The sequence below is a fragment of the Agromyces lapidis genome (assembly GCF_009749405.1).
Classification (GTDB): domain Bacteria; phylum Actinomycetota; class Actinomycetes; order Actinomycetales; family Microbacteriaceae; genus Agromyces; species Agromyces lapidis.
Genome location: NZ_WBIQ01000002.1, coordinates 464,702 through 479,402, shown reverse-complemented (window position 1 = coordinate 479,402; position 14,701 = coordinate 464,702). Strand labels below are relative to the sequence as shown.

Below are 14,701 nucleotides of genomic sequence, written 5' to 3'. Positions count from 1 at the left end.
TTTTTACAGCACCTCCGGTGCCAGCGAGATGATCTTCATGAACTTCTTGTCGCGCAGCTCGCGACCGACCGGCCCGAAGATACGGGTGCCGCGGGGGTCACCGTCGTTCTTCAGGATGACCGCGGCGTTCTCGTCGAACTTGATGTACGAGCCGTCGGGACGACGGGTCTCCTTGACGGTGCGGACGATGACGGCCTTGACCACATCGCCCTTCTTGACGTTGCCGCCGGGGATAGCGTCCTTGACGGTGGCGACGATGACGTCACCGACACCCGCGTAACGACGCTTCGAACCGCCGAGAACGCGGATCGTGAGCAGCTCCTTGGCGCCGGTGTTGTCGGCGACCTTGACTCGTGATTCCTGCTGAAGCACTTCGAACTCCTTCTTTCAAGCAAGCCCGAGGCTTACTTGGCCTTCTCGACGATCTCGACGAGACGCCAGCGCTTCGTGGCGGAAAGGGGGCGGGTCTCGCTGATCACGACGAGGTCGCCGATGCCGGCGGTGTTCTGCTCGTCGTGCGCCTTGACCTTCGACGTACGGCGGATGACCTTGCCGTACAGCGGGTGCTTCACGCGGTCCTCGACCTCGACGACGATGGTCTTCTCCATCTTGTCGCTGACGACGTAGCCGCGGCGGACCTTGCGGTAGCCGCGAACCTCGTTGGACTCCGCGAGGTCGGTCGCGGTCTCGACCGCGGGCTTCGCAGCCTTCTTGGTCTCAGCCATGATCAGGCCTCCTTCGTCTCTGCGGCGTCAGCCGGGCCACTGTCAGCTTGCACAGTCGCCTCGGCCTTGGCCTTCTTCGTCTTCTTCTCGGCCTTGGCGGGGGCCGCCTCGACCGGCGCGGGCGTGGCACGGATGCCGAGCTCGCGCTCACGGATGACCGTGTAGATGCGGGCGATGTCGCGCTTGACCGCACGGAGGCGGCCGTGGCTCTCGAGCTGACCGGTGGCCGACTGGAAGCGCAGGTTGAACAGCTCTTCCTTGGCCTTCTTCAGCTCGTCGACGAGTCGCTCGTCTTCAAAGGTGTCGAGCTCTGCGGGGCTGAGCTCCTTGGTGCCGACGGCCATTATGCGTCGCCCTCCTCGCGCTTGATGATGCGTGCCTTGAGGGGCAGCTTGTGGATGGCACGGGTCATGGCTTCGCGGGCGAGCTCCTCGGAGACGCCCGAGACCTCGAAGAGGACGCGACCCGGCTTGACGTTGGCGACCCACCACTCGGGCGAACCCTTACCGGAACCCATTCGGGTTTCGGCCGGCTTCTTCGTGAGCGGACGGTCGGGGTAGATGTTGATCCACACCTTGCCGCCACGCTTGATGTGACGCGTCATCGCGATACGAGCGGACTCGATCTGACGGTTGGTCACGTAAGCGGGCGTGAGCGCCTGGATGCCGTACTCACCGAACGACACCTTGGTGCCACCGGTGGCCTGGCCCGAGCGGCCGGGGTGGTGCTGCTTGCGGTACTTGACTCGACGGGGAATCAACATGGTTATGCCTCAACTCCTGCGGTCGCCGGCTCGGCCTTGGGGGCGCGGTCGCGACGGGGACGGTCGTTGCGGTCGCGGGACGGCTTCTGGGCCGCCTGCTCGCGCGCGAGTTCCTTGTTGGTGATGTCGCCCTTGTAGATCCAGACCTTCACGCCGATGCGGCCGAAGGTGGTCTTGGCCTCGTAGAAGCCGTAGTCGATGTTCGCGCGGAGCGTGTGCAGGGGCACACGGCCTTCGCGGTAGAACTCCGAGCGGCTCATCTCGGCGCCGCCGAGACGGCCCGACACCTGGATGCGGACACCCTTGGCACCGGCGCGCTGCGCGCCCTGCAGGCCCTTGCGCATCGCGCGGCGGAACGCCACACGAGCGGAGAGCTGCTCGGCGATGCCCTGCGCGACGAGCTGGGCGTCGGCCTCGGGGTTCTTGACCTCGAGGATGTTGAGCTGGATCTGCTTGCCGGTGAGCTTCTCGAGGTCGGCGCGGATGCGCTCGGCCTCGGCGCCGCGGCGGCCGATCACGATGCCGGGACGCGCCGTGTGGATGTCCACGCGGACGCGGTCACGGGTGCGCTCGATCTCGATGCGCGAGACACCCGCGCGGTCGAGCGATGTCTGCAGCAGACGACGGATCTTGACATCCTCGGCGAGGTAGTCGGCGTAGCGCTGTCCGGGCTTCGTCGAGTCGGAGAACCACCGCGACACGTGGTCGGTGGTGATGCCGAGACGGAAGCCGTACGGGTTGACCTTCTGACCCATTACTTCGTACCCTCCTCGGGCGTGGCGAGCACGACGGTGATGTGGCTCGTTCGCTTGTTGATGCGGAAGGCACGACCCTGCGCACGCGGCTGGAATCGCTTGAGGGTGGTGCCCTCATCGACGAATGCGCGGCTGATGTAGAGGTCCTGCTCGTCCAGATAGGTGTTCGTTGCATCGGCCTTGACGCGAGCGTTCGCGATGGCCGAGGCGACGAGCTTGTACACGGGCTCGCTCGCACCCTGGGGGGCGAACTTCAGGATGGCCAGGGCCTCCTGAGCCTGCTTGCCGCGGATCATGTTGACGACACGACGGGCCTTCATGGGGGTCACGCGGATGTGACGCACGCGTGCGATCGACTCCACCATTTCTTTCCTCCTTCACGCCACCGCGTCAGCGGCGGCGGCCCTTCTTGTCGTCCTTCACGTGACCACGGAAGGTGCGGGTGGGGGCGAACTCGCCGAGCTTGTGACCCACCATGGTCTCGGTGACGAACACCGGGATGTGCTTGCGGCCGTCGTGCACGGCGATCGTGTGCCCGAGCATGGCCGGGATGATCATCGAGCGGCGCGACCACGTCTTGATGACGTTCTTCGAACCGGCTTCGTTCTGGACGACGACCTTGCGAAGCAGGTGCTCGTCGACGAAGGGGCCCTTCTTGAGACTGCGAGGCATCTTCTCTTACTCCTACTTGCGCTTCTTGCCGACGGTGCGACGACGGACGATGAGCTTGTCGCTTTCCTTGTTGGGGCGACGAGTGCGGCCCTCGGACTTGCCCCAGGGGCTGACCGGGTGGCGACCACCGGAGGTCTTGCCCTCACCACCACCGTGCGGGTGGTCGATCGGGTTCATCGCGACACCGCGGACGGTCGGGCGGACGCCCTTCCAGCGCTTGCGGCCGGCCTTGCCCCAGTTGATGTTCGACTGCTCGGCGTTGCCGACCTCGCCGACGGTCGCGCGGCAGCGCGCGTCGACGTTGCGGATCTCGCCCGAGGGCAGACGGAGCTGCGCGTAGGGGCCGTCCTTGGCGACGAGACGCACCGAGGCGCCGGCCGAGCGAGCCATCTTGGCACCGCCACCGGGGCGCAGCTCGATGGCGTGCACGACGGTACCGGTGGGGATGTTCTTCAGCGGCAGGTTGTTGCCCGGCTTGATGTCGGCGTTCGGGCCCGACTCGACGATGTCGCCCTGCGAGAGCTTGTTCGGAGCCAGGATGTAACGCTTGGTGCCGTCGACGAAGTGCAGCAGCGCGATGCGCGCGGTGCGGTTGGGGTCGTACTCGATGTGAGCGACCTTGGCGTTGACGCCGTCCTTGTCGTTGCGACGGAAGTCGATCACGCGGTACTGGCGCTTGTGGCCACCACCGATGTGACGGGTCGTGATGCGGCCCTGGTTGTTACGACCACCGGTCTTCGACAGGGGGCGGAGCAGCGACTTCTCAGGAGTCGAACGCGTGATCTCCGCGAAGTCGGCGACCGACGAACCGCGACGACCCGGGGTCGTGGGCTTGTACTTACGAATAGCCATTTTCTACCTCTGCTCCTTAGCCGACAGCCGTGAAGATGTCGATCGAGCCGGACTTGAGGGTGACGATCGCGCGCTTCGTGTCCTTGCGCTTGCCCATGCCGAACCGGGTGCGGCGGGTCTTGCCCTGACGGTTCAGGGTGTTGATCGACGCCACCTGGACGTTGAAGATCTTCTCGATGGCGAGCTTGATCTCGGTCTTGTTCGAGCGGGGGTCCACGGTGAACGTGTACTTGCCCTCGTCGATCAGGCCGTAGCTCTTCTCCGAGACGACCGGCGCGATGATGATGTCGCGCGGGTCCTTGTTGTGTGCGGCGCTCATGCGGAGACCTCTTCCTTCTTCGCCGACTTCGCGGCCACGAAGGCCTCGAGCGCGGCGGCGCTGAAGACGATGTCGTCGGCGACGAGCACGTCGTAGGCGTTGAGCTGGTCGACCGGCAGCACGTGCACGGTCGGGATGTTGCGGACGGCGCGCTCGGCGAGCTCCTCGTCGCGCGTGAGCACGATCAGGAAGTGCTTGGCCGGGGCGATGCCGCCGAGGAGCGCCAGGGCGTCCTTCGTGCGGGGGGCGTCACCGGGGACGAACCCGGAGACCGCGTGGATGCGGCCGCCGCGGGCGCGGTCCGAGAGAGCGCCGAGCAGAGCCGCGGCGATCATCTTCTTGGGGGTGCGCTGCGAGTAGTCGCGCGGCTGCGGGCCGTGCACGACGCCACCGCCGGTCATGTGCGGAGCGCGGATCGAGCCCTGACGAGCGCGGCCGGTGCCCTTCTGCTTGAACGGCTTGCGACCGGCGCCCGAGACCTCGCCGCGGGTCTTGGTCTTGTGCGTGCCCTGGCGTGCCGCAGCGAGCTGTGCGACGACGACCTGGTGGATGAGCGGGACGTTGGTCTGCACGTCGAAGAGCTCGGCGGGCAGCTCGAACGAGCCGGACTTCTTGCCGGTCGCGTCGAGCACGTCGATGGTGTTGGCGGTAGCCATGGACTACGCCCCCTTCACTGCGTTGCGGACGAAAACGAGACGGCCGCGAGCACCGGGAACCGCGCCCTTGACGAGCAGCAGGCCCTTCTCGGCGTCGACGGCGTGCACGCGGAGGTTGAGCACGGTCACGCGCTCGCCACCCATGCGACCGGCCATGCGCATGCCCTTGAAGACACGGCTGGGGGTCGACGAAGCACCGATCGAGCCGGGCTTGCGGTGGTTGCGGTGCGAACCGTGCGAAGCCGAGACGCCCTTGAAGTTGTGGCGCTTCATGACACCGGCGAAGCCCTTGCCCTTGCTCGTGCCGACGACGTCGACGAGCTGGCCGGCCTCGAAGGTGCCGTCGACGGTGAGCTCCTGGCCGCGCTCGTACGAGGCGGCGTCGGCCGTGCGGACCTCGGTGAGGTGGCGACGCGGGGTCACCCCTGCCTCACGGAAGTGACCGGCGGCGGGCTGGTTCACCTTGCGCGGGTCGATGGCGCCTGCGGCGATCTGCACAGCCTCGTAGCCGTCCTTCTCGACGGTGCGGAGCTGGGTGACCACGTTCGGAGCGATCTCGATGACAGTGACCGGAACGAGCTTGTTGTTCTCGTCCCACACCTGGGTCATGCCGAGCTTGGTGCCGAGCAGACCCTTCACGTTCTTGGTAGCGGAAGACATCTGTTACCTCAGAGCTTGATCTCGATGTTGACGTCGGCCGGCAGGTCGAGACGCATCAGCGAGTCGACGGCCTTGGGCGTCGGGTCCACGATGTCGATGAGGCGCTTGTGGGTGCGCATCTCGAAGTGCTCGCGGCTGTCCTTGTACTTGTGGGGCGAGCGGATGACGCACACCACGTTCTTCTCCGTCGGAAGCGGCACGGGGCCGACGACCGTGGCGCCCGCGCGGGTCACCGTGTCGACGATCTTGCGCGCCGAGGTGTCGATGACCTCGTGGTCATACGACTTCAGTCGAATGCGGATCTTCTGTCCCGCCATTGCTGACTCTCTCTCTGTCAAGGCGTCTTACCCCTTCCGAGGGCATCGGACGCCGCGTAGCTACTCCGTGTGAAGCACCACTGTTCTTCTGTCAAAGGCCGGTGATCGAGCCTGTCGAAGCCACCCGCCCGGATGACCCGGGGCGGTGCCCTCGACACGCTCGACCTTCGAGCCCCAATCGGCGCGCACGCAACATGGGAAGGCCCATGCCAAGTGGTTGTCGGTTGTGTGTTCTGCTGCCTGCCGCCTAACCTGACCCCGGAGCTGCGCTTCGGGTGGTTATGCACTGCCTGACAGTGATTCGAACGCGCGCACGAGGGCACACGTTCGAAATGTTGAACTCAACGAGTTTGCCACAGTCGGGACGTCCGTGCAACCCGGGCGTGTCGCGCCCACCGGTCCTCACAGGGACGTCGCAGGAATGGGGCCCGCTGCGGCCCCGCGGCCGCCCCGATCCAGGCCCGCTCCGGCCCCGTTCCGGCCCGATGGCCCATGATGGGTGAAGGAGCCACGACCCCGTCTGGAGGCGCAATGAGCGAGCACGCACATCAGGTCAGCGATCGGATCGGTCCGGGGAGCGTCTCGGTGACGCGCACCGGCCCCCGCAGCTACGAGGGCCTGAACGAGCGCGGCGCCACGGTGCGCATCGGCGGCGACGAACTCGAGGGCGAGCACTTCTCGCCGGGCGAGCTGCTGAAGCTCGCCCTCATCGGCTGCGCCGGGCTCAGCACCGATCGGGTCGCCGCCCGGCGGCTCGGCGACGACTACGCGATCACGATCTGGGCGCACGGCATGAGCGACCCCGAGTCGAACCGGTACACCCGGGTCGACGAGGAGCTGCTCGTCGATCTCGGCGGACTCGAGGCATCCGATCGCACCAAGCTCATCGAGATCATGGCGAGAGCGATCGAGCGGGGATGCACCGTGGCGCGCAGCGTCGAGGACAGCATCGAGCTCGACACCACCATCGACGGTTCCCCGGCGTAGCCGGGCCCGCCGTCCCTCATTCCTCGTCGGAGCGCTCGCACGCGACCGCCCGCTCGTCCGCCATGCTCGGGGCGACGACGCCGGCCCCCACGATGAGGGCGATCAACCCGGCCAGTCCGCTCAGCAGGAACACGGGACGGAGCCCGAGTCCTCGGCGTCCCTGACGGAACGGATCCTCGATCCAGCGCTTCGACAGCCCGGCGACGAGCACCGACACCCCGACGAGGACCACCATCAGCCACGGAGGACTCGGCATCCCGGTCAGGTACGGGGTGAACATGAAGATCGGCCAGTGCCAGAGGTACAGCGAGTAGGAGACGTCGCCGGTCCACTGCACCGGACGCAGCCGCGCGACGATCGCGGGCGACCAGACGCGCTCCGGCATCCCCGCCCAGATGACCGCGAGCGTTCCGACCACCGGGAGGAGCACGAAGACGCCCGGGAACACCTCGGGCGAACGGAAGATGACGATCGGCACCACGATGATCACGAGGCCCGCCCACGAGACGACGGAGCGCAGCCCCGCACGGCCGGCGATCGGCGCACGGCTCACGATCGCGAGGATCCCGCCGACGCCGAACTCCCACGTGCGCGCGAAGGTCGAGAAGTAGGCGAGGTTCGGATCCTGCACGGTGAGGACCACCGAGTGCACGAACGAGGCGACGGTGACGACGGAGAGCGTCACGAGCATCACGGTGGTGGACGCCGCGCCGCGCCGCGCCGCGATCCAGAGCGCGACGATCATCAGCAGCGGCCAGAACAGGTAGAACTGCTCCTCGACCGACAGCGACCAGAAGTGCTGCACCGGCGTCGACTCGAGGTCTGCGCGCTGTGGGATCTGCGAGTCGACGGCGAGCTGCCAGTTCTCGTAGTAGAGGGTGGACGCGACGATCTCGCGGAACCACGCACGCCACTCCCGCTGCGGGACGAGCAGCAGTGTGAGCACCGAGACGGTCGCGAGGGTCGCGATCGCCGCGGGCAGGATGCGTCGGGCCCTGCGCAGGTAGAAGTCGCGCAGCGAGAGCCGATCGGTCCGCTCGATCTCCCGCATGAGCAGGCCCGTGATGAGAAACCCCGAGACGACGAAGAAGACGTCGACGCCCATGTACCCAGCCGGTGCCACGGCGGGCCACCCGTGGTGGAGCACGACCGCCCCCACGGCGACGGCCCGGAGAGCCTGGATCTCGGGACGTACCGTGGATCGAGCGAATGGCGAGGGTGAATCGGCCATCGGCTCAACCCTACGGCGAAGCCGATCCTCGGCCCAAGGGATTCTCGAAGATCAGGACCCGACGAAGGCGCCGCGGGGACGACGAAGGGGGCCGGGCCGAAGCCCGACCCCCTCACAGGTCGCGTATCGCGAAGATTACTTGATGATCTTCGTGACGGTACCGGCGCCGACGGTGCGGCCACCCTCGCGGATGGCGAAGCCGAGGCCCTCCTCCATGGCGATCGGCTGGATCAGCTCGACGACCATGTCGGTGGTGTCGCCGGGCATGACCATCTCGGTGCCCTCGGGCAGCGTGATGACGCCGGTGACGTCGGTGGTGCGGAAGTAGAACTGCGGACGGTAGTTCGCGTAGAACGGGTTGTGACGGCCGCCCTCGTCCTTCGAGAGGATGTAGGCAGTGCCCTCGAAGTTGGTGTGGGGGGTGACCGAACCCGGCGCCACGACGACCTGGCCGCGCTCGACGTCCTCGCGCTTGGTGCCACGGAGCAGGAGACCGCAGTTCTCGCCGGCCCATGCCTCGTCGAGCTGCTTGTGGAACATCTCGATACCGGTGACGGTGGTCTTCTGCGTCGGGCGGATGCCGACGATCTCGACCTCGGAGTTGATCTTCAGCGTGCCACGCTCGGCGCGGCCCGTGACGACCGTGCCACGACCGGTGATGGTGAAGACGTCCTCGACGGGCATGAGGAACGGCTTGTCGCGGTCGCGCACCGGGTCCGGAACGGACTCGTCGACGGCCTCCATGAGGTCGAGGACCGACTGGACCCACTTCTCGTCGCCCTCGAGCGCCTTGAGGCCCGAGACGCGAACGACCGGAGCGTCGTCGCCGGGGAAGCCCTGCGACGAGAGCAGCTCGCGAACCTCGAGCTCGACGAGCTCCAGGATCTCCTCGTCGTCGACCATGTCGCTCTTGTTGAGCGCGACGAGCAGGTAGGGCACGCCGACCTGCTTGGCGAGCAGCACGTGCTCACGCGTCTGAGCCATCGGGCCGTCGGTGGCGGCGACCACGAGGATCGCGCCGTCCATCTGAGCCGCACCGGTGATCATGTTCTTGATGTAGTCGGCGTGACCAGGGGCGTCGACGTGCGCGTAGTGGCGCTTCGGCGTCTCGTACTCGACGTGCGAGATGTTGATCGTGATGCCGCGCTGACGCTCTTCGGGAGCCGAGTCGATCGACGCGAAGTCGCGCTGAACGTTGGTCGCCGAGGGGTACTTGTCAGCAAGCACCTTCGAGATCGCAGCGGTGAGCGTGGTCTTGCCGTGGTCGACGTGACCGATCGTTCCGATGTTGACGTGCGGCTTGGTCCGCTCGAACTTGGCCTTAGCCACTGTGGGTCCTCCTCAGGACTCGTGTAGAGCCGCCGGGCGCTGGATTGCGACCGGTGGCCTACGGGGGTTGTGTTGATATGTTACGCGAACCGGAAGGTTCGTGCGGGCAGGGCTATTCGCCCTTGTTCTTCTGGACGATCTCGTCGGCGACAGCCTTCGGGACCTCCGCGTAGCTCTCGAACTCCATCGAGTACACCGCACGGCCCGAGGTCTTCGACCGCAGGTCACCGATGTAGCCGAACATCTCCGAGAGCGGGACGTGCGCACGCACGACCTTCACACCGGCGGCGTCCTCCATGGACTGGATCTGGCCGCGGCGCGAGTTCAGGTCGCCGATGACGTCGCCCATGTACTCCTCGGGAGTACGGACCTCGACGCTCATCAGCGGTTCGAGCAGAACGGGGTTCGCCTTGCGAGCGGCTTCCTTGAAGCCCATCGAACCGGCGATCTTGAACGCCATCTCCGAGGAGTCGACGTCGTGGGCGGCACCGTCGAGCAGGCTGGCCTTCACGCCCACCATCGGGTAGCCGGCGAGGATGCCGTACTGCATGGCGTCCTGGAAACCGGCGTCGACCGAGGGGATGTACTCGCGGGGCACGCGGCCACCGGTGACCTTGTTCTCGAACTCGTAGGTCTTGTCGCCTTCGATCTCGAGCGGCTCGAGCGCGAACTGGATCTTCGCGAACTGGCCGGAACCACCGGTCTGCTTCTTGTGGGTGTAGTCGTGCTTCTCGACCGCGCGCTTGATCGTCTCGCGGTACGCGACCTGGGGCTTGCCGACGTTCGCCTCGACGTTGAACTCGCGCTTCATGCGGTCGACGAGGATGTCGAGGTGGAGCTCGCCCATGCCCTTGATGACCGTCTGACCGGTCTCCTGGTTCTGCTCGGTGCGGAAGGTCGGGTCCTCCTCGGCGAGCTTCTGGATCGCGGTGCCGAGCTTCTCCTGGTCGGCCTTGGTCTTCGGCTCGATCGCGACCTCGATCACGGGGTCGGGGAAGGTCATCGACTCGAGCACGACCTGGTTGTCGGGGTCGCACAGCGTGTCACCGGTCGTCGTGTCCTTCAGACCGATGACGGCGTAGATGTTGCCCGCGGTCAGGAAGTCGACCGGGTTCTCCTTGTTGGCGTGCATCTGGAAGATCTTGCCGATGCGCTCCTTGCGGCCCTTGGTCGAGTTCACGACCTGCCCGCCCGAGTCGAGACGACCCGAGTAGACGCGCACGTAGGTGAGGCGACCGAAGAACGGGTGCACGGCGACCTTGAACGCGAGGGCGGCGAAGGGGTCCTTCGCGTCGGCGTGACGGAGGATGATCTTCTCCTCGTCGCGCGGGTCGCGGGCCTCGACGGCCGGCACGTCGAGCGGCGACGGCAGGAAGTCGATGACCGCGTCGAGCATCGGCTGGACGCCGCGGTTCTTGAACGCGGAGCCGCAGAGCACGGGGTAGATCTCGGAGTTGACGGTGAGCTTGCGGATCGCGGCCTTGATCTCGGCCACGGTCAGCTCTTCGCCGCCGAAGTACTTCTCCATGAGCTCGTCGCTCGTCTCGGCGACGGTCTCGAGCAGCGCGGTGCGGTACTCGGCGGCCTTCTCGACGAGGTCGGCGGGGATCTCCTCGACGGCGTACTTGGCGCCCATCTGCACGTCGCCCTTGGCGTCGCCGCGCCACGTGAGCGCACGCATCTCGACCAGGTCGACGACGCCCTCGAAGGAGGACTCCGCACCGATCGGGAGCTGCAGCACGAGCGGCTTCGCGCCGAGGCGCGAGATGATCGTGTCGACCGTGAAGTAGAAGTCGGCGCCGAGCTTGTCCATCTTGTTGACGAAGCAGATGCGCGGGACGTTGTACTTGTCGGCCTGGCGCCAGACGGTCTCGGACTGGGGCTCGACGCCCTCCTTGCCGTCGAAGACGGCGACCGCACCGTCGAGCACGCGGAGCGAGCGCTCCACCTCGACCGTGAAGTCCACGTGGCCGGGGGTGTCGATGATGTTGATCTGGTTCTTGTTCCAGAAGCAGGTCACGGCGGCAGACGTGATCGTGATGCCGCGCTCCTTCTCCTGCTCCATCCAGTCGGTCGTCGAGGCGCCGTCGTGGGTCTCGCCGATCTTGTGGTTGACGCCCGTGTAGAACAGGATGCGCTCGGTCGTGGTGGTCTTGCCGGCATCGATGTGCGCCATGATGCCGATGTTGCGGACCTTGTTCAGGTCGGTGAGCACGTCTTGTGCCACGGGGGTTCCTCCGGAGGATTCAGGAAGCGAAGGTGGGGGGCGGGTGGATGCCTCGGCGCGATGCCGGGGCATCCACCCGGCCTACTGCCAGCGGCAGTGGGCCTGACGGATGCCGCCGCGGTGCGGGGCATCCACCCGGCCTACTCCCAGCGGCAGTGGGCCTGACGGATGCCGCCGCGGTGCGGAGGCATCCACCCGGCCTACTACCAGCGGTAGTGGGCGAAGGCGCGGTTCGACTCAGCCATCTTGTGTGTGTCTTCGCGGCGCTTGACCGCAGCACCCAGGCTGTTCGACGCGTCGAGGATCTCGTTGGTGAGACGCTCGGTCATGGTCTTCTCGCGGCGAGCCTTGGCGTAGCTGGTGAGCCAGCGGAGCGCCAGGGTGTTCGCACGGTGCGGCTTGACCTCGACGGGGACCTGGTAGGTCGAACCGCCGACGCGGCGCGAACGCACCTCGAGGGTCGGGCGCACGTTGTCGAGCGCCTTCTTGAGCACCGTGACGGCGTCCTGGCCCGACTTGGCGGCGACGTTCTCGAGCGCTTCGTAGACGATGCGCTGCGCGAGGTCCTTCTTGCCGTCGACGAGGATCTTGTTGACGAGCTGGCTGACGACCGGCGAGCCGTAGACGGGGTCTGCGACGACGGGGCGCTTCGGAGCGGGTCCCTTGCGAGGCATTACTTCTTCTCCATCTTCGCGCCGTAGCGGCTGCGAGCCTGCTTGCGGTTCTTCACGGCCTGCGTGTCGAGGGCGCCGCGGATGATCTTGTAACGGACACCCGGGAGGTCCTTCACACGACCGCCGCGAACGAGCACCATCGAGTGCTCCTGCAGGTTGTGGCCCTCACCGGGGATGTAGGCGGTGACCTCGGTGCCGTTCGAGAGCTTCACACGTGCGACCTTGCGGAGCGCGGAGTTCGGCTTCTTCGGGGTGGTGGTGTACACACGCGTGCACACGCCGCGCTGCTGGGGGTTGGCCTTCAGGGCGGGAGCCTTGGTCTTGGTGACCTTCGGCGAGCGACCCTTGCGGACCAACTGCTGAATGGTTGGCACTGCTTCTCCTTGTTGGTGCTGCACGGTGACAGCGGTGATGGATTTCACATCAGACCCACCGGCACCGCAGAGCAGCGGAGCCTTCAGTGGTGGATATGCCGTGGGGGTGACCCGCTGAACAGCGCGGGCACCCGAATGTGCGCGCAAGAGCGCACACACCCGATCTATGGTAATGCCACGTAACCTTGCGGTCAAATGACGGCGGATGCCGAACGCCCCCGTCGCCGGCGCTCGGAACCCTGTTCCTCTCCGGAGCGGAGCGCGATGCAGGCGCACGCCGCGCTCAACCGGGCCACCCCGGAGCATCGAGTTCGCGGTCGAGATCGGCGAGCATCTCGGCGACCTGCGGCTCGACGAGCCGCTCGATCGCGTTGCCGATGCGGTAGCGGTGCTGGGCGAGCTCGATGCAGATGCGGCGGCCGAGCTGCTTCGCGAACTCGTCGGCGAGTCGCACCTCCTCGCGCAGCGCCTCCTTCTCCTCGAGGGTGAACGGGCGCGGTGCCGGCTCGTTCGCCTCGGCCGCGGTGACGGCCTCGAGGCCGCCGAGCGTGAAGAGGAACGGCTGGTCCGGCACCGGCTCGGGGTCGACCTCGAGGCCGAGGTACTCGGGGTCGAGCCCCTCCCCGGCACGGTACGGACGCCGGGCCTTGCGCTCTTCGGCGAGCCGGATCTCTCGGTGCAGCATCGGCAGGTTGCGCGCGGTGTAGTCGTCGACGGAGACGTCGATGACCCCCTTCATGCGCATCGAGAAGGCGTGCTGCACCGGGTGCGGGATGTCGACGTCGAGACCCGCCGCGGCGAGGATCGGCGAGCCGAAGCAGCGCTGGCAGAGTCGCACGCGCGCACGATGGGTGCCGGGTCGCCACCGCGGCAGCCATTGCAGCCAGCGGTCGACCTCGTGGCTCACGCGCGCCTCGACCGAACCCTCCATCGGGTTCACGATACTGCGCCGGATGCCTCGGCGGGCCGCGTCGGCGAACGAGTGGCGTGCCGCGACGGCCGCGCGGCCCGCGATCGCCTGGCCCGGCACCCCTCGCTACTCCTCCTCGTCGCGCTCCCACGGCCAGCGCGGGCGCTCCATTCCACCCCGACGGCCGCGCGCGACGAGCACCGCGAGCGACGCCGTGAGCGCCGCGCACGCCGGCACGAGCAGCCCGAACCAGCCCGCGCCGAGGACGAACGCGAACCGCAGGCTCGCGAACACCGCCGACGACGAGCCGAGCAGGTGGCCGATCGCGGCGACCGCGACGAAGGCGATCCAGCTCGCGACGGCGGCGACGAGCACGGTGCCGGCCATGCGCTCCGGACGGCGGAGCAGCACGCCCAGCGCGATGAAGACCGCGACGACGGATGCCCCGACCGCCGCCGGCCCGACGAGGAGGCCGACCGCCGGATCCCCGACGACCTCGAGATCGAGCAGCAGGCTCACGAAACCGAACCCGCAGACCACCAGCGCGAGGTCGAGTGCCGCGGCGAAGCTCGCGACGACCCATGCGTCGCGCGTCGGCTGCGGTTCGCTCCCGCGCGGGTCGTCGGCCATGATCCGAGGCTACGCCGGTTCGACGGTCGAGGTGTTCAGTCGACGAGGCGCAGCGACGCGACGATCTTGCCGAGCGAGGGCGCGGCGTGGGCGACGAGTTCCTGCGGCGCAGGGCTCGCCATCACACGCACGGTCGCCCGCTCGCCCTGGAGCAGGTAAGCGAGCCCTGCGGCCGGCTTGCGGTCGGCTGCCGCGGGCGCGAACAGGCAGCGTACCGAGATGCCGCTGCCGATCGCCGGAACCTCCACCGGGTCGACGATCGGGCGCCCCACGAGCTCTGCCTCGCCGAGCAGGGCCCGGACGAGCGAACCCTCGACGGCCTCCGGCTCGGAGACGCCGATGCTCACGAGAAGGCCGAACGGCCGCGGCTCGGGCAGGTAGAGGAGCCCGACCGCGGCGCCGGGCAGCAACCCGTCGCGGGCCCGCAGCACCAGCTGGCGGACGGCCGCGAGCTGCTCGGCCGATGCATCGGGATGCCGGCGACGGACCCCCTCGAGCGCCTCGTCGGCCCAGGCCTCGCCATGCTCGCTCGGGAGGTCGGTGGGCACACGCACCCATGCGCTGCTCGGGGCGTCGAGTTCGAGTCTCATCAGGACAGCATCGCACGCGCGTCGGGCCGC

At 67.5% G+C, this 14,701-nt stretch carries 21 protein-coding genes; 1 reads left to right on the top strand and 20 read right to left on the bottom strand.

Going from position 1 to position 14,701, the window contains the following annotated elements; genetic code table 11:
• Positions 1-3: 3 nt before the first annotated feature.
• The 12 genes from rplN to rpsJ are packed head-to-tail and all read right to left on the bottom strand — an operon-like array spanning position 4 to position 5,719.
• Entirely contained in the window at positions 4-372 is a 369-nt protein-coding gene (rplN, locus tag GQQ93_RS05530; protein WP_157423221.1) for a 50S ribosomal protein L14, read from the bottom strand.
• Between the two features lie 32 nt (positions 373-404).
• Positions 405-725 (bottom strand): 30S ribosomal protein S17, encoded by a 321-nt coding sequence (gene rpsQ / locus GQQ93_RS05525; protein WP_022889733.1) that lies wholly within the window; start codon positions 723-725, stop codon positions 405-407.
• A gap of 2 nt (positions 726-727) precedes the next feature.
• A complete protein-coding gene (gene rpmC, locus GQQ93_RS05520) occupies positions 728-1,069 on the bottom strand; it encodes a 50S ribosomal protein L29 (protein WP_157423220.1) in 342 nt (113 codons plus the stop codon).
• Positions 1,069-1,488 carry a 50S ribosomal protein L16 gene (gene rplP / locus GQQ93_RS05515; RefSeq protein WP_022889731.1) on the bottom strand — a complete coding sequence of 140 codons (420 nt, stop codon included), beginning with the start codon at positions 1,486-1,488 and terminating at the stop codon, positions 1,069-1,071. The genes rpmC and rplP overlap by 1 nt, the downstream gene beginning before the upstream one ends.
• A gap of 2 nt (positions 1,489-1,490) precedes the next feature.
• Positions 1,491-2,243 (bottom strand): 30S ribosomal protein S3, encoded by a 753-nt coding sequence (gene rpsC / locus GQQ93_RS05510; protein ID WP_157423219.1) that lies wholly within the window; start codon positions 2,241-2,243, stop codon positions 1,491-1,493.
• Positions 2,243-2,608, bottom strand: a complete 366-nt coding sequence (gene rplV / locus GQQ93_RS05505) for a 50S ribosomal protein L22 (protein WP_026378675.1) — start codon at positions 2,606-2,608, stop codon at positions 2,243-2,245. Before rplV ends, rpsC begins: the two co-directional genes overlap by 1 nt.
• Positions 2,609-2,633: 25 nt before the next feature.
• On the bottom strand, positions 2,634-2,915 hold the full coding sequence (gene rpsS, locus GQQ93_RS05500) for a 30S ribosomal protein S19 (RefSeq protein ID WP_022889728.1): 282 nt from the start codon (positions 2,913-2,915) through the stop codon (positions 2,634-2,636).
• A 12-nt stretch (positions 2,916-2,927) separates the two neighbouring features.
• On the bottom strand, positions 2,928-3,767 hold the full coding sequence (gene rplB / locus GQQ93_RS05495; RefSeq protein WP_157423218.1) for a 50S ribosomal protein L2: 840 nt from the start codon (positions 3,765-3,767) through the stop codon (positions 2,928-2,930).
• A 16-nt stretch (positions 3,768-3,783) separates the two neighbouring features.
• On the bottom strand, positions 3,784-4,086 hold the full coding sequence (gene rplW / locus GQQ93_RS05490; protein ID WP_022889726.1) for a 50S ribosomal protein L23: 303 nt from the start codon (positions 4,084-4,086) through the stop codon (positions 3,784-3,786).
• Positions 4,083-4,742: a 50S ribosomal protein L4 gene (gene rplD / locus GQQ93_RS05485; RefSeq protein WP_157423217.1), complete on the bottom strand. Its 660-nt coding sequence runs from the start codon at positions 4,740-4,742 to the stop codon at positions 4,083-4,085. The genes rplW and rplD overlap by 4 nt, the downstream gene beginning before the upstream one ends.
• 3 nt (positions 4,743-4,745) lie before the next feature.
• Entirely contained in the window at positions 4,746-5,402 is a 657-nt protein-coding gene (gene rplC, locus GQQ93_RS05480) for a 50S ribosomal protein L3 (RefSeq protein ID WP_157423216.1), read from the bottom strand.
• A gap of 8 nt (positions 5,403-5,410) precedes the next feature.
• Positions 5,411-5,719, bottom strand: a complete 309-nt coding sequence (gene rpsJ, locus GQQ93_RS05475; RefSeq protein WP_017201594.1) for a 30S ribosomal protein S10 — start codon at positions 5,717-5,719, stop codon at positions 5,411-5,413.
• Between the two features lie 531 nt (positions 5,720-6,250).
• On the opposite strand from rpsJ, the gene GQQ93_RS05470 reads away from it, so the two are divergent.
• Complete coding sequence (locus GQQ93_RS05470; protein ID WP_157423215.1) at positions 6,251-6,706, top strand: OsmC family protein; 456 nt, start codon at positions 6,251-6,253, stop codon at positions 6,704-6,706.
• Between the two features lie 16 nt (positions 6,707-6,722).
• On the opposite strand, the gene GQQ93_RS05465 is transcribed toward GQQ93_RS05470, so the two are convergent.
• The 8 genes from GQQ93_RS05465 to GQQ93_RS05430 all read right to left on the bottom strand — a co-directional run bounded on the left by GQQ93_RS05465 (position 6,723) and on the right by GQQ93_RS05430 (position 14,671).
• Positions 6,723-7,937: an acyltransferase family protein gene (locus GQQ93_RS05465; protein ID WP_157423214.1), complete on the bottom strand. Its 1,215-nt coding sequence runs from the start codon at positions 7,935-7,937 to the stop codon at positions 6,723-6,725.
• Positions 7,938-8,072: 135 nt separating this feature from the next.
• Positions 8,073-9,266, bottom strand: a complete 1,194-nt coding sequence (gene tuf / locus GQQ93_RS05460; protein ID WP_157423213.1) for an elongation factor Tu — start codon at positions 9,264-9,266, stop codon at positions 8,073-8,075.
• Positions 9,267-9,378: 112 nt separating this feature from the next.
• Positions 9,379-11,493, bottom strand: coding sequence for an elongation factor G (gene fusA / locus GQQ93_RS05455; protein ID WP_157423212.1), 2,115 nt, complete (start codon positions 11,491-11,493; stop codon positions 9,379-9,381).
• 203 nt (positions 11,494-11,696) lie between these two features.
• The gene (rpsG, locus tag GQQ93_RS05450) at positions 11,697-12,167 is read right to left on the bottom strand and encodes a 30S ribosomal protein S7 (RefSeq protein WP_156999941.1); all 471 of its coding nucleotides are present in this window, start codon (positions 12,165-12,167) and stop codon (positions 11,697-11,699) included.
• The gene (gene rpsL, locus GQQ93_RS05445; protein ID WP_022889720.1) at positions 12,167-12,541 is read right to left on the bottom strand and encodes a 30S ribosomal protein S12; all 375 of its coding nucleotides are present in this window, start codon (positions 12,539-12,541) and stop codon (positions 12,167-12,169) included. Before rpsL ends, rpsG begins: the two co-directional genes overlap by 1 nt.
• Before the next feature lie 283 nt (positions 12,542-12,824).
• Positions 12,825-13,571 (bottom strand): spermidine/putrescine ABC transporter substrate-binding protein, encoded by a 747-nt coding sequence (locus tag GQQ93_RS05440; protein ID WP_343032740.1) that lies wholly within the window; start codon positions 13,569-13,571, stop codon positions 12,825-12,827.
• Between the two features lie 6 nt (positions 13,572-13,577).
• Complete coding sequence (locus GQQ93_RS05435; protein ID WP_157423211.1) at positions 13,578-14,081, bottom strand: DUF6121 family protein; 504 nt, start codon at positions 14,079-14,081, stop codon at positions 13,578-13,580.
• A 35-nt stretch (positions 14,082-14,116) separates the two neighbouring features.
• The gene (locus GQQ93_RS05430) at positions 14,117-14,671 is read right to left on the bottom strand and encodes a hypothetical protein (RefSeq protein WP_157423210.1); all 555 of its coding nucleotides are present in this window, start codon (positions 14,669-14,671) and stop codon (positions 14,117-14,119) included.
• Positions 14,672-14,701: the final 30 nt, after the last annotated feature.